Origin of the sequence: Halomonas cerina (assembly GCF_014192215.1) — a bacterium.
GTDB classification, from domain to species: Bacteria; Pseudomonadota; Gammaproteobacteria; order Pseudomonadales; family Halomonadaceae; genus Halomonas; species Halomonas cerina.
In genome coordinates this window covers 95,955-114,805 of record NZ_JACHXP010000003.1, presented here as the reverse complement: position 1 = coordinate 114,805, position 18,851 = coordinate 95,955, and the positions used below count along the sequence as shown (strand labels likewise).

15 protein-coding genes and 1 pseudogene are annotated in these 18,851 nt (G+C 66.0%); 9 read left to right on the top strand and 7 right to left on the bottom strand.

Features of this window, described 5'->3' with window-relative positions:
• Positions 1 to 43 precede the first annotated feature (43 nt).
• Entirely contained in the window at positions 44 to 1,237 is a 1,194-nt protein-coding gene (locus tag FHR94_RS03885) for an MFS transporter (protein ID WP_183324308.1), read from the top strand.
• Between the two features lie 57 nt (positions 1,238 to 1,294).
• On the opposite strand, the gene FHR94_RS03880 is transcribed toward FHR94_RS03885, so the two are convergent.
• The 4 genes and pseudogenes from FHR94_RS03880 to FHR94_RS03865 form a co-directional block, all read right to left on the bottom strand.
• The gene (locus FHR94_RS03880; protein WP_183324307.1) at positions 1,295 to 2,149 is read right to left on the bottom strand and encodes a universal stress protein; all 855 of its coding nucleotides are present in this window, start codon (positions 2,147 to 2,149) and stop codon (positions 1,295 to 1,297) included.
• A gap of 93 nt (positions 2,150 to 2,242) precedes the next feature.
• Positions 2,243 to 3,733 carry a SulP family inorganic anion transporter gene (locus FHR94_RS03875; protein ID WP_183324306.1) on the bottom strand — a complete coding sequence of 497 codons (1,491 nt, stop codon included), beginning with the start codon at positions 3,731 to 3,733 and terminating at the stop codon, positions 2,243 to 2,245.
• A 634-nt stretch (positions 3,734 to 4,367) separates the two neighbouring features.
• Positions 4,368 to 5,106, bottom strand: a pseudogene (locus FHR94_RS03870) (slipin family protein); the annotation flags it as partial.
• Positions 5,107 to 5,151: 45 nt separating this feature from the next.
• The gene (locus FHR94_RS03865; RefSeq protein ID WP_183324305.1) at positions 5,152 to 6,633 is read right to left on the bottom strand and encodes an NfeD family protein; all 1,482 of its coding nucleotides are present in this window, start codon (positions 6,631 to 6,633) and stop codon (positions 5,152 to 5,154) included.
• A 268-nt stretch (positions 6,634 to 6,901) separates the two neighbouring features.
• On the opposite strand from FHR94_RS03865, the gene FHR94_RS03860 reads away from it, so the two are divergent.
• Positions 6,902 to 7,456 carry a carboxymuconolactone decarboxylase family protein gene (locus FHR94_RS03860; RefSeq protein WP_183324304.1) on the top strand — a complete coding sequence of 185 codons (555 nt, stop codon included), beginning with the start codon at positions 6,902 to 6,904 and terminating at the stop codon, positions 7,454 to 7,456.
• Positions 7,457 to 7,615: 159 nt separating this feature from the next.
• Here the strand turns inward: FHR94_RS03860 and FHR94_RS03855 are convergent, their stop codons facing one another.
• Positions 7,616 to 8,317 (bottom strand): c-type cytochrome, encoded by a 702-nt coding sequence (locus tag FHR94_RS03855; protein ID WP_183324303.1) that lies wholly within the window; start codon positions 8,315 to 8,317, stop codon positions 7,616 to 7,618.
• Positions 8,318 to 8,555: 238 nt separating this feature from the next.
• Here FHR94_RS03855 and FHR94_RS03850 point away from each other — a divergent pair, with 238 nt between their 5' ends.
• The 4 genes from FHR94_RS03850 (at position 8,556) to FHR94_RS03835 (ending at position 13,284) form a co-directional block, all read left to right on the top strand.
• Complete coding sequence (locus tag FHR94_RS03850; RefSeq protein WP_183324302.1) at positions 8,556 to 9,620, top strand: phosphotransferase; 1,065 nt, start codon at positions 8,556 to 8,558, stop codon at positions 9,618 to 9,620.
• Positions 9,621 to 9,691: 71 nt separating this feature from the next.
• On the top strand, positions 9,692 to 10,900 hold the full coding sequence (locus tag FHR94_RS03845; protein WP_183324301.1) for an ABC transporter substrate-binding protein: 1,209 nt from the start codon (positions 9,692 to 9,694) through the stop codon (positions 10,898 to 10,900).
• 18 nt (positions 10,901 to 10,918) lie between these two features.
• A complete protein-coding gene (locus tag FHR94_RS03840) occupies positions 10,919 to 12,613 on the top strand; it encodes an ABC transporter permease (protein WP_183324300.1) in 1,695 nt (564 codons plus the stop codon).
• A 20-nt stretch (positions 12,614 to 12,633) separates the two neighbouring features.
• The gene (locus FHR94_RS03835; RefSeq protein WP_183324299.1) at positions 12,634 to 13,284 is read left to right on the top strand and encodes an ATP-binding cassette domain-containing protein; all 651 of its coding nucleotides are present in this window, start codon (positions 12,634 to 12,636) and stop codon (positions 13,282 to 13,284) included.
• Between the two features lie 70 nt (positions 13,285 to 13,354).
• On the opposite strand, the gene FHR94_RS03830 is transcribed toward FHR94_RS03835, so the two are convergent.
• Positions 13,355 to 14,617, bottom strand: coding sequence for an autotransporter outer membrane beta-barrel domain-containing protein (locus FHR94_RS03830; RefSeq protein ID WP_183324298.1), 1,263 nt, complete (start codon positions 14,615 to 14,617; stop codon positions 13,355 to 13,357).
• 430 nt (positions 14,618 to 15,047) lie between these two features.
• On the opposite strand from FHR94_RS03830, the gene FHR94_RS03825 reads away from it, so the two are divergent.
• The 3 genes from FHR94_RS03825 to FHR94_RS03815 are packed head-to-tail and all read left to right on the top strand — an operon-like array spanning position 15,048 to position 17,601.
• Entirely contained in the window at positions 15,048 to 16,379 is a 1,332-nt protein-coding gene (locus FHR94_RS03825) for a caspase family protein (protein ID WP_183324297.1), read from the top strand.
• Between the two features lie 3 nt (positions 16,380 to 16,382).
• The gene (locus FHR94_RS03820) at positions 16,383 to 16,571 is read left to right on the top strand and encodes a hypothetical protein (protein WP_183324296.1); all 189 of its coding nucleotides are present in this window, start codon (positions 16,383 to 16,385) and stop codon (positions 16,569 to 16,571) included.
• Positions 16,572 to 16,578: 7 nt separating this feature from the next.
• A complete protein-coding gene (locus FHR94_RS03815) occupies positions 16,579 to 17,601 on the top strand; it encodes a hypothetical protein (RefSeq protein ID WP_183324295.1) in 1,023 nt (340 codons plus the stop codon).
• A gap of 150 nt (positions 17,602 to 17,751) precedes the next feature.
• Here FHR94_RS03815 and FHR94_RS03810 read toward each other — a convergent pair whose 3' ends face one another.
• Positions 17,752 to 18,789, bottom strand: a complete 1,038-nt coding sequence (locus FHR94_RS03810; RefSeq protein WP_183324294.1) for a sulfotransferase domain-containing protein — start codon at positions 18,787 to 18,789, stop codon at positions 17,752 to 17,754.
• Positions 18,790 to 18,851: the final 62 nt, after the last annotated feature.

Below are 18,851 nucleotides of genomic sequence, written 5' to 3'. Positions count from 1 at the left end.
GGGCAGCGGCCGCTGCACTCATCTCGGACAAGGGAGTCTGACCATGGGCTACCGCACCCTGCTGCGGGATCATCGTGGACTACTGGCCATCGCTTTTCTGGCAATGTTCTCCTCGAGTCTCGGCCAGAGCTTCTTCATCGGCCTCTTCCAGGCACCGATCTCGGAGCGGTTAGGGTTCAGTGCCGGCCAGTTCGGCAGCGCCTATGCGTTGGTGACCCTGGTGGCGGGCTTCGCCATGCTGCGCGTCGGCCCCGTCATCGACTGGGTGGCACCGCGGCGCTTCGCCTGTGTGGTGCTGCTGACTCTGCTGGGCGGGTTGCTGCTGTTGACCCTTTCCCCCTGGTGGGGACTGGGGCTGCTGGGACTGGGCCTGGTGCGCCTGTGCGGCCAGGGCATGCTGACCCATTTGGGCAACACCCTGGCCGGCCGCGAGTTCGTCGAACTGCGCGGCCGTGCCTTGGGCCTGGTGGGAATGGGCATCATGCTGGGCGAGACGGCCCTGCCACCGCTGATGGCTGCGCTACTGGTATGGCTGGGTTGGCGGGAGCTCTGGTGGCTGTTCGCGCTGGTACTGGCCGGGCTCTGGGTACCACTGCTGCTGCGCGGTCCCTGGCCCCAGGCGCCGGGGAGCCGCCCGGCGCGAGGCCAGCGCCGCGAGGGGCCGAGCCCCTTCCGCGAGCGGCGCTTCTGGCTGCTGCTGCCGCTGCTGATGACCCTGCCGGTGACCATGACCGGCCTGTTCATCTACCAGGCCCGCATGACCGAGGACCTGGGCAGCACCCTGAGCGTCTATGCCCTGGCACTGACCGGCATGGGGATCGCCAAGCTGCCCGGGGCATTGCTGGGAGGGCGCTGGGTGGACCGGCTGGGCCCGGTGCGCCTGGCCCGGCTCTACCTGCTGCCCTATGCCGTGGCGCTGGGGATGGCGATCGCCTGGGGCGGGCACCTCGGCGTCTGGGTACTGATGGTGGGCGGGGGCCTGGCCATGGGCGCCCAGGAGCCCATCGCCACCAGCCTGCTGGTGCGCCTGTGGGGCGCCGAGCACCTGGGCACGGTGCGCTCGACGCTCAGCGCCGCCATGGTCTTCTCCACGGGCATTGCACCAGCGCTGCTGGGGGTGGTACTGGACCTGGGGGCCGACTTCCGGGTCGTACTGACCGGCATGCTGGCCATGCTCGTCGCCGGCTGGCTGTTGGCCCAGGAGGTGCTCGCCAGTCGCGAGGCCCGGGAGGCCTGACACGCCATCGCCGGCCCGTGGGCCGGCGATGGCGTGTCACTCATACCGCATGAAAGATCAGCGCAGCAGCAGCACCGGCATGTCCGCCTTGCGCAGCACCGCGGTGGTGGTACTACCGACCAGCAGGTGACGGATCCGCGAGTGCCCATAGGCGCCCATCACCACCAGGTCGATGCCGTGCTGCTCCTTGTAGGCGCGCAGGGTCTCTTCCACCTCGCCGGCACGGATCTCGCCCTCGGCCACATGACCCGCCTCGTGCAGCGTGGTCAGTGCCCAGTCGAGCTGGGAGCGATTGTCGCCGGTCTCGGCCCCGACGATCATCACATGGACCGGGATGCCATCGAACAGCGGGCTCTTCGCCAGCATTTCCACCCCCCTGCGGGTGGTCTTGCTGCCATCGAAGGCGATCATCACCTTCTCGGGGCGCTTGAAGGTGGCGGGCACCATCAGGATCGGCCGGTGCAGGCTGCGTACCACCCGCTCCAGGTTGGAGCCCAGGTGGCCGCTGTCCTGGTGAGCCGTCTCGCCGCGCTTGCCCAGCACCACCAGGCGAGTCTCGTCCTCCAACTCGCTCAAGGTCTCCACCAGGGTGCCGTTGCGCTGTCGCGTGCGCGGCTCGACCACACCGGCCTCGACCGCGCGCTCGCTGGCCGCCTTGAGCATCAGCCGCCCCTGCTCCTGGGCCACCTTGGCGCGCTGCTCATCGAGGTGGGCCAGCTCCTCGAGCAGGTGCTCCCGGGAGCCCAGGCCAATATTGCCCGAGAGATCGGCCTCGGCGGTCTGGGGATGGTTGTCGACTACGTGCAGAAAGGTCAGCGGCGCGTCGAGCGCCCGGCTGGCCCAGGCCGCATAGTCGCACACTCCTTCGGAAAACTGCGAGCCATCGATGGCGGCCATCACCTGTTCGGTCATCATCTTGTCCTGAAACTGGAGTAAGTTGTCATTGCTCCCGTTCTACACCATCCCACCGCCCCATTACAGAGGGTTGGTGCGGCGGGTTGGTCGTTAATGGCCGCCCATCAACTTCTCGACGGCTTCCGGGTCATCATGCACGGCATAGCGGTCGACGATGGTGGCACTCGCCTCGTTAAGGCCGATCAGCTCGACGTCGGTGCCCTCGCGGCGGAACTTGATCACCACCCGGTCCAGGGCCTGGACGGCGGTGATGTCCCAGAAGTGGGCGCGTGACAGATCGATGGTGACCTTCTTTACCGTCTCCTTGAAATCGAAGGCCGCGCCGAAGCGCTCGGACGAAGCGAAAAACACCTGGCCCACCACCTTGTAGATGCGGTGGCTGCCCCCATCGGCTTCCTCGGAGCCGATGTAGAGGATATTGCCCACCTTGTTGGCGAAGTTCATGGCGGCGATCAGCACGCCGACGAAGACACCGATGGCCAGGTTGTGGGTGCCCACGGTCACGACCACGGTGGCGACCATGACGACGTTGGTGCTCATGGGGTGCTTCTTGAGGTCACGGATCGACGACCAGCTGAACGTCCCGATGGCCACCATGATCATCACCGCCACCAAGGCAGCCATGGGAATCCGCGATACCCAGTCAGCCAGAAACACCACCATCATCAGCAGGGCGACACCGGCGATCAGGGTCGACAGGCGACGACGCCCCCCCGACTTGATGTTGATCACCGACTGGCCAATCATCGCGCAGCCCGCCATGCCGCCCAGCAGGCCGGCACCGATGTTGGCGATGCCCTGGCCCTTGCACTCGCGGTTCTTGTCGCTGCCGGTATCGGTCAGGTCATCGATGATGGTGGCCGTCATCATCGACTCGAGCAGGCCCACCACGGTGAGCATCAGCGAGTAGGGCAGAATGATCATCAGCGTCTCGAGGTTGAGCGGCACCTCGGGCCACAAGAAGACCGGCAGGCTGTCGGGTAGCTCGCCCATGTCGCCCACGGTGCGGATATCCATGCCAGTGAGCAGATAGACGGCAGTGAGCACCAAGATGCACACCAGCGGCGAGGGCAGAGTCTTGCCAACCACTGGCACCAGCGGGAAGAGGTAGATGATACCGAGCCCCGCCGCCGTCATGACGTAGACGTGCCAAGTCACGTTGGTCAGCTCGGGTAACTGAGCCATAAAGATCAGGATCGCCAGGGCGTTGACGAAGCCGGTGACCACCGAGCGCGACACGAAGCGCATCAGGTCGGCGAGCTTGAGATATCCCGCGATGATCTGCAGCACCCCGGTGAGCAATGTGGCGGCCAGCAGGTACTCGAGGCCGTGCTCCTTGACCAAGGTAATCATCAGCAGCGCCATGGCGCCGGTGGCCGCCGAGATCATCCCCGAGCGTCCGCCGGCAAAAGCGATGATCACGCAGATGGCGAAGGAGGCGTAGAGACCCACCTTGGGATCAACGCCGGCGATGATCGAGAAGGCGATGGCCTCCGGAATCAGGGCCAGGGCCACGACGATGCCGGATAGCGTGTCGCCCTTGAGGTTGGAGAACCAACTCAGTTTCATCTTTTCGTACATGCTGCGGTCCAGTCGAGGGTGATTGTCATGGCGTGGGGTGCCGGGATCGAGTCGTGCACATGCCTCCCCTGGCACCCGGGGATGCTGTTGCCGATGACGGATTCATCATGGAGAAGACGGAAGCGGACGCCGGGCGCCCGGGACATCCGTGTGATATCCGGCCATGACGCACCGCTGACGGTGGCATCGCCGAAAAGAGGGAGGGTGCACTAGGGCGGCGTGACCAGCCCGGCCAGGGGAGTCATCACGTTCTGTTGTTTCCCTTGCTTTGTATTAACGGAAGCGTTCCAGGGTTTCTCGATCGCTACCGACAAGAGCGCTGGAGTCTAGCAGAGAACATGCTGCCGCGCATCCCGGCAGCGCCGGCGCGCCAGGCGACGCTCGTAGAGCCCCTTCATTACCAGGGTCCCGGTACCAAGGCGCCGCCATCGTTTCATCCGGCCCTGCTAGCCCTCGTCTTTCTGCTGCTTGTCCCGGTCCTGCTCGTCTTGGCCCCGCTCGAGGAACTCGGCCTGTTCCGCCCTGGCCTGCGTCGTGTCCGCCTCGAAAGAGTCCTGCTCGTCGTCGCCCTCCACATCGGTGGACGGTGCCGCACCGGAAAGCTTATCTCCCGTCGGCCCGCCTGCCGAGCCGCCCATCTGCCTGAATGCCTCCATCAGATCGATAGGCAGTGGCACCACGATGGTCGAGGCGTTCTTGTTGCTCATGTCGTTCATGGTCTGCAGGTAACGCAGTTGCAGCGCCGCCGGATTGGCCGACATGACATGGGCAGCCTCAACGAGCTTCTTCGAGGCCTGCAGCTCCCCCTCGGCATGGATGACCTTGGCGCGTCGCTCGCGCTCGGCCTCGGCCTGGCGGGCGATGGCACGGATCATGCTTTCGTCCAGGTCGACGTGCTTGATCTCGACGTTGGCGACCTTGATGCCCCAGCCCTCCGCCGAGGCGTCGATGATCTCTTGGATGTCATCGTTGAGCTTATCGCGCTCAGAAAGCATTTCGTCCAGATCATGCTTGCCCAGTACCGAACGCAGGGTGGTCTGCGCCAGCTGGCTGGTGGCATTGACGAAGTGCTCGACCTGGATGATCGCCTTCTCCGGATCCACCACCCGGAAGTAGAGCACGGCATTGACCTTGACGGTGACGTTGTCCTGGGAGATGACATCCTGTTCGGGCACGTCCATGGTGATCACCCGCAGATCGACGACCTCCATCTTCTGGATGCCTGGGATGATGATGAACAGCCCCGGCCCCTTCACCGCCTGGAAGCGCCCCAGGAAGAACACCACGCCGCGCTTGTACTCGGGCAGGATGCGGATCGAGGCCGCCAGCAGCATCAGCACCAGAACGACCGGTACGAGATAGGAAATCATCATGATGGTCTCTCCTCGACTTTGATGACCGATGTCTCACCGGCCGTTTCAGGACTCGCGTTCCAGTGGTTCGACCTCGACGGTGAGGCCATCGATGCCGACCACGCGCACGGCCTGCCCGCGGCGCAACGAACGGGGACTATAGGCGTTCCAGCGCTCGCCGTGGAGCCGCACATGCCCCTGGCCCTGGAAGTCTTCCAGCACCCGGGCCTCTTGGCCGACGAGTTCCTCCTGACCGGTGCGCACCGGACGCCGACGCAGTCCCAGAAAACGGGTCATGATCCACAGCATCAGGCCCGCCGCCACCAGGGCGACGCCGCCGATCAGCGGCAGCGAGATATTCAGGTTCTCGGCATCCATCAGCATCACCGAACCGATCACGAAGGCGACGATGCCACCGATGCCCAGGATACCGAAGCTGGGCATCAGCGCCTCGCCCACGATCAGCCCCATGCCCACCAGGATCAGCGCCAGTCCAGCATAGTTGACCGGCAGCACCTGGAAGGCGAACAGCGCCAGCAGCAGGCAGATGATGCCGATGGTCCCCGGCACCAGGCTTCCCGGGTTGGAGAGCTCGAAGATCAGGCCATAGAAGCCAATGATCATCAGGAAGTAGGCGACGTTGGGATTGGTGATCACCGCCAGCAACTCGGTGCGCCAGTCGGGATCGAAACGCTCCAGGGTCAGGTTGGCGGTTTCGAGGGTCCGCTCGCCATGCGCCATGACCACCGAGCGGCCGTCGATCTGGGCCAGCAGGTCGGGAATGTCCTCGGCCACCACATCGATGACGTCCCGCTCCAGCGCTTCCCGGGCAGTGAGGTTGACCGCCTCGCGTACCGCCGCCTCGGCCCAGTCGGCGTTGCGGCCGTGGCGCTCGGCCAGCGAGCGGATATAGGCCACGGCATCCTCGAGCACCTTACGTTCCATGGCGGTCTCGCCACGCCTCTTCGCCGGCTCGGCCGTGTCACCGGCGGTGCCCTCGTCCTCCGCCGGTGCGGCCTCATCGCCGCCCTCCGGATCGGCGGGCGCCTGCGTATCGCCCTCCTCCGACGCGCGGTCATCCGTCGGCTGTTCGGGCTCCCCCAGGCCGGGCAACCCTCCCCCGCCGCCGATCTGCACCGGTGTGGCCGACCCCAGATGAGTGGCCGGAGCCATGGCCGCCACATGGCTGGCATACAACAGGTAGGTGCCGGCGCTGGCCGCCCGGGAGCCTGCCGGCGAGACATAGATGGCCACCGGCACGGGGGAGGACAGCATGGTGCTGATCATGTCACGCATCGAGGCATCGAGCCCGCCGGGAGTGTTCATCTCCATCACCACCAGTTCGGCACCGCGCGTCTCGGCATGCTCCAGGCCACGCTGAAAATAATCGCTGATGGCCGGGCCGATGGCACCGTCCACGGCGATGACCACGGCCACCCGCTCGCCCTGTTGCGCCTGGGCCTGCCAGGCCAGCAGGGCGCCCAGGGTCAGACACAGCACGCTTGCCAGCAAGAGCCAGACACGCAATGTGCAAAGGGGCTTGATCATGACCGTCGACCTCGCGACGAACCTGCTGATGTGATGCCGTACACTCGGCAAGGTTCATCACTATATGAGTGGTAAGTAAAGCTTGGCATGCCATGACCGAAACGCAACCGCTGCCGTCCGGCCACGGTGACCCGTCGATTGGCTACCTTGAGGGACAAGATGTAAGGAATCCCGCCCCCAGGCGACCGAGTGCCGGGAAAACGTGTCCCGACTGACCTCGGAGGACCGTTTTTGCCTTTCACCATCCTAGCAAGCCTGAGGAGGAGTGATGAGTCAGTTTCCGCTACATGACATCGCATCCGCGCCGGAAGACGCCAAGGCACGACTGGAAGGCGCTCAGCAGAAGATGGGGTTCATTCCCCATGTTTTCGGCAAGATGGCCGAGGCCCCCGCGCTGCTCGAAGCCTACATGACACTCGACGAGATCTATTCACGCACCAGCCTGACCCCCGCCCAGCAGCAGACGGCGCTCGTTGCCGTGAGTGTCGACAACCGCTGCGAGTTCTGCGTCGCGGCCCACACCGGCGGGTTGCAACAAGCCGACGTTTCCCAGGGAGACATCAACCGGCTGCGGGAGCAAAGTGCACCGGAGGACCCGAAACTGGCCGCCGTGGCGCGGTTCGCTCGCCACCTCAACGCCACCCGCGGCTGGGCCGAGCAGAGCGAGATCCAGGCCTTCCTGGATGCTGGCTTCGAGCAGCGCCAGATCCTCGAACTGGTGATCGCCTGTGCCCTCAAGACATTATCGAACTACACCAACCATATCGCCGAGACGCCGCTCAACGAGGAACTTAAGCCGCTGGCCTGGCAGGCCGCCCCCTGAGGCCATCGCCCCGACTCTTCTACCATGATGCCTGGGCCTGCCGCCGAGCGGGCCCAGGCATGCTACTCCCCCAAGGTCGGGACAGCGCGAGGCCTACGCCAACAGGTTCCCATGCCCCAACAGGTTCCCATGCCAAGGGAGCCTCCATGCCAGGGAACGTCACAGGTCATGCGGCTCGCCGGCAAAGCGTTTCTGCACCTCCACCATGTAAGCCGCCAGGGAGGTTAGCTCCTCGCTGCCCCACGGCAGCGGTTCCGCCTCCATAGGCGCCACCATGCAGATCTGCACCATCTCGTCGGCGTGGACCTCCGACATCTCGAACTGGTTGGAGGCCATCGCCACTTGATGGGGGAAAGGCTGCTGGAAGGTCGCGTTGTAGCCCATGTCCTGGCCATCGCTGCCATGACAGCTCGCGCAGGCGAGGCCATTGGTGCTCAGGGAGGTGTCGTAATAGAGCGCCTCGCCGCGAGCCAGCATCTCTTCGGGATTGTCACCGCTCTCGCTGTACTCCGGTGAGTAGCCATCGGGCCTTGCCACCGCGGCGCTGGAGCCACCCTCGGCTTCTCCCTCAGCCTCGCCTTCAGCTTCTCCCTCGGCCTCGCCTTCAGCTTCTCCCTCGGCCTCGCCTTCAGCTTCTCCCTGAGCCTCGCCCTCCGCTTCGGCACCGCCTTCGGCGTGGTTGCTGGCCAGCAGCAGGGACGCATCGGAGGGCGAAGTGAATTCAGAAACGGCCTCACCATCGCTTGCCGAGACATGAAGGACGGCACCACCCGCCACCAGCGCAAGCAGCGGGGCCGTATAGGCCAGTTGTCGATTCAGGCGACTCAGGAGTCGGCGGCGTTTATCCTCGTGCTGTGACATGACTTTCACCCTCTATTGTGATTGTTCAGGAAATGGCGGGGCGCTGACTCTGCCCCTTGCGCATCAGCGCTTTCGTTGTGTCGACCGATACAACGCGGGCTTACACTCAGGGCGAATTGATGGCGCGACACACAGCCGACCCGATCTTTCGCCCCTGTGGCGTCATGCCGCTGACGATGTAAGGAAAGTCCCCATCGTGCGACCATCAATGACCGATACCCAGACATCGAGGAATATCATGCCGGAAGCCCGACCGGACCTCTGCCATTCCCTGGCCATGGCCCTGAACCGGGCCGGTCATGACGCGGCTATCCAGGCGGTACGCCCGATGGCTGATACGGGCCTGGCCCATCACCATCTATGGCTCGAGCGCGACCAGGATGACTGGGTGGCCCGACTGCCCAAGCAGAGCCAGATGGGGCTCGCCGCCCAGGCCAACCTCGAATACCAGGCGGCCTGCTTTAGCCGCGCCAGCCAGGGCGGTCATGCGCCGGCCCTGCATGGCGTCCTGCCGCCTTCTCGCCCCCTGCCCCGTGGCGGCCTGCTAGTCGACGCCGTGGCCGGCCGGCCCGCGCGGCTGCCAAAAGACCTGCCGGCCATCGCCGAGGCCCTGGCCAGTTTCCATGTGCTCAAGGTGCCTGACGCCGAGGCACGCCCGCCACTGCTGTCACCCGCCGATCCCTGGGTGGCGATGCTCGAGGAGGTCAAGGGTCAGGCACGCTTCCTCGATCGGGCCGGGCTGGATGCCGACGCCCGGCAGCTGATCGAGGCCGAGCTGGCCGCCCTGCCCGAACGGTTACCTGCCGGGCCGAGTGCCGAGTCGCGCCTGATCAGCTTCGACGCCCACCCAGGCAACTTCCTGGTCACCGACGCAGGGCGCGCCGTGCTCGTGGACCTGGAGAAGTGCCGCTACGGCCTGCCGGGCTTCGACCTGGCCCATGCCAGCCTTTACACCTCCACCACCTGGGATGTGCAGAGTCATGCCGTACTGTCCGCCGAGGAGGTGGCCGCCTTCTATCGACACTGGATCGCCGCCACGGGGGTCGACAGCGATGTCGTCACGCTGTTGGCCTGTCGCCGGGCCATGTGGCTCTGGTCGCTCACCTGGTGTGCCAAGTGGCGAGCCAGCCACCGGCATTCTCGGGATGCCCGGGCCCGTGGCGAGGACTGGTCGGCCGAGCTCAGCGACGATGCCCTGGTGGCCCATGTCCGCGAGCGCGTCGACCATTACCTGTCGCCGCCGGTCATCGACCGGGTGAGCGAGGAGTTCGACGCGCTCGAACACGCCCTCTCCCCCGGCTGACCGTCACCGACCGGCCGCCCCGGTTATCCTTACTCGCGACCTATGTTATGTCTCCCTGCCAAGGAATCGCCATGTCGACCCGCCTCGCCTCGCTTGCCCTTTCCCTGATCCTGGTTGCCTCCACGGCCCAGGCCGCCCCGCTGCCCGGCGACTGGCCCACGCTGGTCGACCAGGCCCGTGGCCAGACCGTCTACTGGAACGCCTGGGGGGGAGATCCCGCGGTCAACCGCTATATCGGCTGGGTCGGCGAGCGCCTGGAAGAGGCTCACGATATCGAGGTGGTGCACGTCAAACTCGACGACACCGCGGCGGCGGTCTCCCGGGTGATTGCCGAGAAGTCGGCAGGCAACGTCGACGACGGCGCCATCGACCTGATCTGGATCAACGGCGAGAACTTTGCCGCCATGAAGCGCAACGGCCTGCTGTTCGGCCCCTTTGCCGAACGTCTGCCTCACTTCGCGCTGACGGCGCCGAAGGAGAATCCGGAGATGCTCACCGACTTCACCCTGCCCACCGAGGGGTATGAATCGCCCTGGGGCAAGGCCCAGCTCACCTTCTACTACGATTCGGCCCGCCTCGAGCAGCCCCCGACGGACATGGTGGCCCTGCTGGACTGGGCGAAGGCCCATCCCGGACGCTTCACCTATCCGCTGGTTCCCGATTTCCTGGGCAGCACCTTCCTCAAGCAGGCACTGATCGAGCTGGCCGAGGACCCGGCGGTGCTGGCCGAGCCGGCCGAGACCCACGATATCGCCGCGGTGACCGCGCCACTCTGGAACTACCTGGACGCCCTGCATCCGCATCTGTGGCGTGAAGGCCGGCACTTCCCCCGCAGCGGCCCCGAGCTCAAGCAGCTGATGGGCGACGGCGAGCTGAGTCTAGCCTTCACCTTCAACCCCTCGGAGCCGGCCGCGGCGGTGGCCGCCTACCAGCTGCCCCCCTCCACACGCAGCTATGTACTGGACGGAGGCACCTTGGGCAATGTCCACTTCGTGGCGATCCCTTTCAACGCCCGCCACAAGGCCGGGGCCCTGGTGCTGGCCAACTTCCTGCTCTCCCCCGAGGCCCAGGCCCGCAAGCAGGACATCGACGTGTGGGGCGACCCCACGGTACTCGATATGGACCGGCTCGACGCCGAGGCTCGGGCACGTTTCCAAGACGCCGAGGACAACCCGGCTCGGCTGCCCCCCGAGGCCCTGGAAAAGCTGCTGCCTGAGCCGCACCCGAGCTGGATGCAGGCCCTCGAGGCGATGTGGCTCGAGCGCTATGCCCGGGGCTGACGACCGGGCAGGACCTTGATGTCGGGCTTTACCCTGGGGATTCGTCTGGTCCCCCGCCTTACCCTTTTGCTGCTGGTCCTGCCGGTGGCCGCGGGCCTGATAGGCGTGGTGGCACCGGCCTTCGGCTGGTTGCCGGCGCTGGGGGGCGAGACCTGGACGCTGGCCCCCTGGCAAGCCCTGTGGCAGGCGCCGGGGCTCGCCGACATGCTTCGCCTGAGCCTGGTCACCGGGCTCGCCAGCACCCTGGCAGCGCTGACCATCGTGGTGCTGTTCCTCGGCGCCTTTATCGAGACCCGCCTGTTCCGGGTGGTCAGACGCCTGCTCTCGCCGCTGTTGGCGGTGCCCCATGCCGCCGCCGCCATCGGCCTGGCTTTCCTGCTGGCCCCGTCGGGGCTCGCCAGCCGCCTGGTCTCGCCCTGGCTCACCGGCTGGACGCAGCCGCCGGACTACCTGTTTCCCGGTGACCCCGCCGGGGTAGCACTGATCGCCGGCCTGGTGCTCAAGGAGGTGCCCTTTCTGCTGCTGATGAGCCTGGCTGCCCTGCCCCAGTGCCAGGCCCGGGAGCGCCTGATGGTGGCCCGCTCGCTGGGCTACGGACCGGTCACCGCCTTCACCAAGGCCGTGCTGCCGGGGCTCTACCCACTGATTCGCTTGCCGGTCTATGCGGTCATCGCCTTTGCCACCTCCACGGTGGAGGTGGCGCTGATCCTCGGGCCCTCGACGCCGCCGACGCTCGCCGTGGCGGTGGTACGCTGGCTGGGTGACCCCGACCTGACGCGGCGCTTCCTGGCCTCGGCCGCGGCGCTGCTGCAGCTGGGTGTCACCGCGCTTGCCCTGCTTGCCTGGTGGGGAGCCGAGCACCTGGTGCGCCGGCTGGTGGCCGGCTGGCTGGTCGATGGTGGCCGGCGGCGCGGCGAGATCACCGGTCGCCTTGTCGGCGCGGCCCTGACCTGGCTGTCCATCGGCCTGCTGGGGGCCAGCCTGGCCGGCCTGCTCCTCTGGTCGTTGGCCGCCTATTGGCCCTTTCCCGCCGCCTGGCCCTCGCCCATGACGCTGCGGACCTGGCGCGAGGCCGCCGATACGGCGATGGGCCCACTCGGCCACACCGCCTCCATCGGCCTGGTCGCCACCGCGCTCTCGGTGCTACTGGTGGTCGGCTGCCTGGAGGCCGAGACCCTGCGCTACCGACCGCTGCGACCCGGCGCCCAGCTGATCCTCTACCTGCCGCTGCTGGTGCCGCCGGTGGCCTTCCTCTACGGCCTGGTACAGTTGCAGGCCCAGCTCGGTCTCGCCGCCGGCTGGTGGGCGGTGACCCTGGGCCATAGTCTCTTCGTGCTGCCCTATGTATTCCTCTCGCTGGCCGAGAGCTATCGACGGCTGGATCCCCGCTGGGGACAGGTCGCCGCCAGCCTGGGCGCCTCCCGGGCCACCACCTTCTGGCGAGTCCGACTGCCCATGCTGGTGGTACCGATCGCCGTGGCCGCCGCCGTGGGCTTCGCGGTCAGCGTCGGCCAATACCTGCCTACCCTGTTGCTCGGCGCCGGGCGACTGGCCACCCTGACCACCGAGGCGGTGAGCCTGGCCAGTGGCGGGGACCGCCGCCTGACGGCGGTCTACGCCCTGGGTCAGCTTGCCCTGCCGGCCCTGGGCTTCCTCCTGGCCCTGGGTCTGCCCCGCTTCCTGCTTCGTCATCGACGCTTGCTATTGCCTTGATCCCGGAGTCCTCGCCCCGCATGCCCATCCCCTGCCCCCTGATCCTGGACAACGTGACCATCCGCCACGGTGCGCACACCTTGGTGGCGGTGGATGCCCGCATCGCCCCGGGTGAGGTGCTGACCCTGATGGGTCCCTCCGGGGTCGGCAAGTCGACCCTGCTGGCTCAGGTCGCCGGCTTCCTGGCCCCGGTATTCACGGCCACGGGGTACATCCGGCTAGGCGACGAAGAGCTGACCCGGTTGCCTGCGGAGCGCCGTCGCCTGGGCCTGCTGTTTCAGGACCCGCTGCTCTTTCCCCACCTCAGCGTGGGGGGCAATCTGGCCTTCGGCATGCCCGCCGGGGGCGGCCGCCGACGGCGTCGCCAGGCGGTGGAGGCGGCACTGGCCGACATCGGCCTGGCCGGCTTCGCCGGCCGCGACCCGGCGACCCTGTCCGGCGGCCAGCGCGCTCGGGTGGCGCTGATGCGGGTGCTGCTCGCCGCGCCGCGCGCCATGCTGCTCGACGAACCCTTCTCCAAGCTCGATGCCGCCCTGCGCGACGAGATGCGCCGGCTGGTGTTCGCGCGTATCCGCGAGCACGGCCTGCCGACCCTGATGGTGACCCACGACCGCGATGATGCCGAAGCCGCCGGCGGGCCGGTGATCGCATTAAGCGCCCGAGAAGCATGACGCGATGACCAGACTGAGCGTCCCGGCCGCACAGGGGCCAGCCTGCACCCAACAGGACGATCGCCGACTCTCAGAAACTCATCCGCAGACGCGCCTGGAGGATGTGATGGCTGACGTCATCCAGGCCGAGCACCGTCTGATACTCCAAGGATGCCGTCGAGCCGCCGGGCAGCGCCCCGGTCAGACCCGTGGAGACAGTAAAATAATCACGATCCGGGTCATCGCTGACGACCACCTCGATGTCATCACTTGGGTCATTGACCAGTCGCGCTTCCAGGGCACGGGCGTCATTGTCGAACTCATGCCGCCACTCCGCCCTGATTCGGGGCAACAGCGTGGTATCCCCGGCCCGCACCGGATAGCTGGCCTGCAGCCCGAGCACCGACTGCAGAGAGGTCACCTCCTGATCACCGATCTGCAGGTTGAACCAGTCGGCGCCTCGTTCCCGGAAGTCGTCGATTTCCGTGTGCAGATAGTCCACGCCCGCATAGGGCGCCATCAGCGTACCGCCACCCCGGAACTCATAGCCTGCATTCAAGGCCAACGCATAATGGTGGCCGTCGGTGGTCGAGACGGCGGTTTTATCCACGCTGTCGGTCTCCAGCGTATAACGGATATTGCGTGACATGTCGTAATCGGCCATGCCTGCGGTGGTGGTAAGATCCAGAAAGAAATCATTGACGTAATAGGTGGAATAGAGCGACAGGCTGTAGCTGTCCGCCCCTACATCGCCTTCCGAGTCATCGAGCTCGGCGTCCACGCTGGAGGAACCCACGGCCAGCCCCAGGATGAAGCGGTCCGTGAAGCGATAGTCCATGCCCGCCGTGAAACCGACGGTATCGAAGTCGAAACCATCCTCGGTGGCGGTGGCGTCCTTCTCGCCTATGCTCAGTGCGGCACTGGCGAACACGCCGAGCCGTGGGTCCAGGCGTACCGGGCCCATACTGCCACCGCCCCCATCGGTACTGGCCAGCAACAGCGAGCCTCCTGACGGCACGGGCCGATATGCTATCAGAGCCGGTCCTTCACCTCCGGTCGCACCGAGACGCAGGGCCCGCAAGCGTGCACCGAGATTCGCGAGCTGCCGGCTGGAGGCTTCCGCGGAGAAGGTCCCCTGCGTCGCCACCTCCTCCCAGGCCACTGCCCCTAGCGCCGGCCGCACCTGGGCCTCGGACACGGAGGAGTCTTCCATATTGCACACGGCTTCCCCGAGCTCGCCCTGCACGCCGGGATCACCTTGCAGGCTCCCACAGAGCCCCGTCATCAGGGCCGCTGCCGCCCGCTGAGGCTCGGTCTGCGCCGCGCTCTGCAGGTCGGCCGCAACAACCGCCATCGGTGTCGCCAGCGTGAAGCCGCCAAGAAGCACGGCCCACAGGCCCCTGACACCGGATCGCTGGCCCCTTGTTCGTTGATACGGTGGTCGTTCACACAGTAGGGGAATGGCGGTGACCGCGGGTTCGGCATCCGGCTGTTGAAGGGAAACGCGCGGAGCGCCAGGCAGGCCGTCATGGGTGTCGTTCTTCATTACCCCCTCCCGCAGCACGACGCACGTCGTGCGTGGCTGCTGACCGATCTGCGGAAATGACCGGGTTTGGACATGAAAAAAACTCTCTCCAGCGACCAGGTTCGACCGAGATGCCGCCTAGGCGCGGAAAGGCTGTGGAGCGATCCTTGGCTATAATACTTGCTCAGGTATAGGTGGGATTGGCCCGATACGCCACCGGCCATCGTGACCTGAGCGACCGCTTCCCGAGGAGGGCAAGATGTCGATGATGCGCTTCCTGCTGGGTATCTCGTTGGGCTTGGTCCTGGCCATGGCAGGCTGCAGCGGCCAGGGCCCTGCCGGTGGATTACCCGACCTGTCCGGTGCAGCGGATGGCCCCATGGCGTCCGGTACTGCCTTTCTCATCGGCGATTGTGTCCTCCCCCCCCGCACCCGCGCCGCCGGTGGCTTGGTGATGGAGGTGCCACGCCGGCCGCTGAAGACCACGCGAGCGGAATGCCGCGAGCAGGGGGGGCGCATCGTCTCGTCCCAGCAGGCCTGGGCACCATTGGCCCAGCGAGGCGATCCCGAGGCCCAGAATTACCTGGCCGACTCGCTGGTACGTGGCGATGACGGCGCCGTGGACTGCCAGGAGGCCGCCGCTCTCTATTCACAGGCCACCGCCCAGGCAGACCCCTCGCAGCGAAGCCGTGCGCTGTTCAGCCTTGCCTACCTGTACGAAACCGGCTGTGGGGTTCCACAGGATCAAGAACGAGCCCGGGCTCTCTACGCGAGCGCGCTGGCTCTGGAAGGAAACGCCACCACCGCCGAGCCGCGAGTGGACTTCGGCCGATTCCATGCCCTGGTCATCGGCAATGATCGTTACCGCCACCTGCCGCCCCTGGAGACGGCCGTCAACGACGCCCGTGCGGTGGCCGACCTCCTGCGCGGTCAGTATGGATTCGAGGTACGGCTGCTTACCGATGCGACACGGGCGGAGCTTTTGGAGAGCCTGGAAAGCCTGCGCCGCCGCCTCACCGAGGAGGATAACCTGCTGATCTACTATGCCGGCCATGGCGTGATCTACGACGAAGAGCACCAGCGCGGTGCCTGGCAGCCCATAGACGCCCGCCATGACAGCCGCACCCACTGGATTCGCACCCGCGATGTCACCGATATCGTCGACACCATGCTTGCCCAGCGCGTGCTGATCGTGGCCGACTCCTGCTTCTCTGGCGCCTGGACTCGCTCGGTATTTCCCGATCTCTACCCCGACAAGGTGGCCTTCTGGATCGAGCGACTGGCCCGTCACCGGGCCCGCCTCACCCTGGCCTCAGGGGGCCTGGAGCCGGTTCCCGACCGCGGCCCTGAGGGTCATTCCGTGTTCGCCACGCACTTCCTGGCCGCCCTGAAGGAAAACCGCGACATTCTCGTTGGCCGTCGTCTGTACGCCTACCTCGAGGTGAACGTGCCCTACGAAACCAACCAGGAGCCGGTCTATGCCCCCATGCGCCATGCCGCCCATGAAGGTGGCGAGTTCTTCTTCAAGCGCGTGGTCGAATCGACCGCCGACGCCTCAGACAAGGTCGCCGTGGCTTCGGTGGGGGAATAGGCCATGCGTCTCACCCTCCTCACCATTGCGGCGCTGTCCCTGGTCGTCTGGTTGTTCTACTACGGTTATGCGCCGCTCAGCACCGAGGAGACCGTGGTGGTCGTTCTCGCTTGCAGCGTGCTGGTGCTTGCCGGGCGCTGGGCAGGGCGATGGCTGCGACGACTCTGGCAGCGGGTGCGCCATGGGCGGTGAGCCGCGCATGCGCGTCGTCCTGGCGGCGCGATGCCTCGCCCGCCTCCTCGCCCTGGCCGCGCTCCTGCTCACGGGCCCTGTCGCCGCAGCGGCCGCGACGCTCGTTTGCACCCCTGACCGACCCGTGGTGCGTCCCGGGGAGTCGGTGGTCCTGCGAGCCTGGACCGATGTCCCCGATGTTAGGCCGCGCTTTCAGTGGAGCGTTGAGGCCGGCCGGGTCGACGGCATTGGCAACGAAGTGAGCTGGCTGCTCGCTGGCGTGCGCCAGAGCCCCATCCCCTACCGAGCCGAGGTCAGGCTTCTCGCGGCGAATCGCCCGACGCTGGACTGCCAGCTTCGGGTGTTCGTGGCCCCACCCGGCTACGACCCTCTTGCCGGCATGCGAGGCGGGCGCGAGGCCGGCCGTGCGCTGCTGCCCCCGGGGCAGAAGGAAGCCGAGGGCTATGGCCTCTACAGTTACCTGCTGTTCGGTGTGCCGCCTAACGCCGCGACCCTCGAACGCTATGAAGCCGCTGTCGCCGCCCATTTACGGATGATCCCCCACCTGGCCACCCTGGATCGATACCTGGAGCCAAAGGCCCTCAACGCCGTCTATCTGCCCGTGGTCACCCTGCCCCCGGAGTCCTCGACCGTCACCACCGCCTGGACCCTCGAGCATTATGACTACGCGCGGGCCCGTGCCCTGATCAGTGCGCTGCCCGGCACGCTACGCTCCGGCCCCTATCTTGTCTCCACGCTTCAACCCCTGGGGCGTGCCGCGTCACCGCCACAACACCTGCTCATTCAGGATCTCGCCTCGGTTCCGCCGGATCTCGTGGAACTGTGGGTCCGGGAATTCCTCAATCAGGCGGCACAGGAGCAATTCTGGCGACAGGATACGGCCGCCGCCCTGGCGCTGCGCATGCGCACCACCATTGCCAGGCTGGCCATCGGTCTTCCCGAGATCAACACCGCCTTCGAGCGCCTCGGCATGCCGGATATTCCCACCACCATCGCGGGATTGATCAACTGGCGCACCGTCGACCGGTAGAAAGCGCGGGACCACGACCGCGATGATGCCGAGGCCGCCGGCGGGCCGGTGATCGCACTACCGACGTAGTACCGACGTAGCCATCATGCTCCAGAAAGATGCTTTAGTGACACTCACGGCCTCTCCATACCTGCTTGTGGGCGTGAAAAGTTATTCCGTAGAAAAAGGAGCGGTGGCACCTTGATGTTCGCGGCTCAGGTAGCCATAGGCTTCTAGCCTCCGACGGTCCAAACCATGGGCCTCGAACAGGCGCGGGTCCTTGATACAAAGCGTCTCCTGCAACCTGTGCTTGAGTTGGCTATCCGGCTGGCTATGCTCCTTCATCCCTCTGCGCCGGGGCTGCTCGAGGATCCGTCTGATCCCCAGCACGTTCTTGCTATACGCCTTTCGGGCGAAGCGGTGCAGGGGGGCGATCGTGGCCACGAGTCTTTCCAGTCGCCTCAGCCGCGTCTTGAGGCGCGTCACTTCCTCGGAATACACGTGACCCACCGACCTGGGCTTGCGATTCACCCAATGACTCGACAACTGCTTGACCAGATAATCCGCTTCCACGCCCAGCAGATCCGCCAGTGCCTGGGCGAAACGATCGGGCTCCCGGGTCATGTCTTCGTACAGTAGCACCGTGGTATCGAAACGGGTGACCATCAAGGACAACAACCGTTCCAGATCGAAGAATTCGTAGCGGATGTTGGCCACCCCCTTGTTCAGCAGATCCGCGGCGCACTTTTCGAAGCTGTCCAGCGACGCGAGCCGCCGGTAGCACTCCGGGTAGAGCTGGATATACAGCGAGAAGAAGAGATCGAGAGGATTCCTCAACGTCAGCAAGATCTTGATATCGAAAGGCGCAAGCAGGGCCTTCAGGTTCGCGATGCGCCTTTCCAGCGGAACATTTTCCTGTCCCGGATAGTAGGTCAGTATCCCCTCGTCGCTGAAGACATTGAGCCTGTCGTCGACCAGCATCTGGTCGATCCGGCGCGAGATGTCCTGGGGGATCGTTTCCTGGCAGGCCCTGCGGATATCGGCTCCCCTGTAATTCGAGGACTTCGGGGCTGCACCTCTGGCCTCGAGAGAGACCGCCTTGCCAAGGAAGTTAAGCCGGCCTTGCTCGTGCAACTCCTGAAAGACATGGTGCTGCAGGGTCGTGGTCGCCGTCTTTGGCAGACCCACGTGCACGATCAACTGTTTCATGCCGTTTCTCCTTTTACGGAATCGACATGCCTTGTCAGGGAGCCCGCCAACCCTGATGGTAA

Coding starts and splice junctions, on each gene's coding strand:
- FHR94_RS03885 (WP_183324308.1), top strand. CDS start 44: ATGGGCTACCGCACCCTGCTGCGGGATCATCGTGGACTACTGGCCATC.
- FHR94_RS03880 (WP_183324307.1), bottom strand. CDS start 2,149: ATGACCGAACAGGTGATGGCCGCCATCGATGGCTCGCAGTTTTCCGAA.
- FHR94_RS03875 (WP_183324306.1), bottom strand. CDS start 3,733: ATGTACGAAAAGATGAAACTGAGTTGGTTCTCCAACCTCAAGGGCGAC.
- FHR94_RS03865 (WP_183324305.1), bottom strand. CDS start 6,633: ATGATCAAGCCCCTTTGCACATTGCGTGTCTGGCTCTTGCTGGCAAGC.
- FHR94_RS03860 (WP_183324304.1), top strand. CDS start 6,902: ATGAGTCAGTTTCCGCTACATGACATCGCATCCGCGCCGGAAGACGCC.
- FHR94_RS03855 (WP_183324303.1), bottom strand. CDS start 8,317: ATGTCACAGCACGAGGATAAACGCCGCCGACTCCTGAGTCGCCTGAAT.
- FHR94_RS03850 (WP_183324302.1), top strand. CDS start 8,556: ATGCCGGAAGCCCGACCGGACCTCTGCCATTCCCTGGCCATGGCCCTG.
- FHR94_RS03845 (WP_183324301.1), top strand. CDS start 9,692: ATGTCGACCCGCCTCGCCTCGCTTGCCCTTTCCCTGATCCTGGTTGCC.
- FHR94_RS03840 (WP_183324300.1), top strand. CDS start 10,919: ATGTCGGGCTTTACCCTGGGGATTCGTCTGGTCCCCCGCCTTACCCTT.
- FHR94_RS03835 (WP_183324299.1), top strand. CDS start 12,634: ATGCCCATCCCCTGCCCCCTGATCCTGGACAACGTGACCATCCGCCAC.
- FHR94_RS03830 (WP_183324298.1), bottom strand. CDS start 14,617: ATGGCGGTTGTTGCGGCCGACCTGCAGAGCGCGGCGCAGACCGAGCCT.
- FHR94_RS03825 (WP_183324297.1), top strand. CDS start 15,048: ATGTCGATGATGCGCTTCCTGCTGGGTATCTCGTTGGGCTTGGTCCTG.
- FHR94_RS03820 (WP_183324296.1), top strand. CDS start 16,383: ATGCGTCTCACCCTCCTCACCATTGCGGCGCTGTCCCTGGTCGTCTGG.
- FHR94_RS03815 (WP_183324295.1), top strand. CDS start 16,579: ATGCGCGTCGTCCTGGCGGCGCGATGCCTCGCCCGCCTCCTCGCCCTG.
- FHR94_RS03810 (WP_183324294.1), bottom strand. CDS start 18,789: ATGAAACAGTTGATCGTGCACGTGGGTCTGCCAAAGACGGCGACCACG.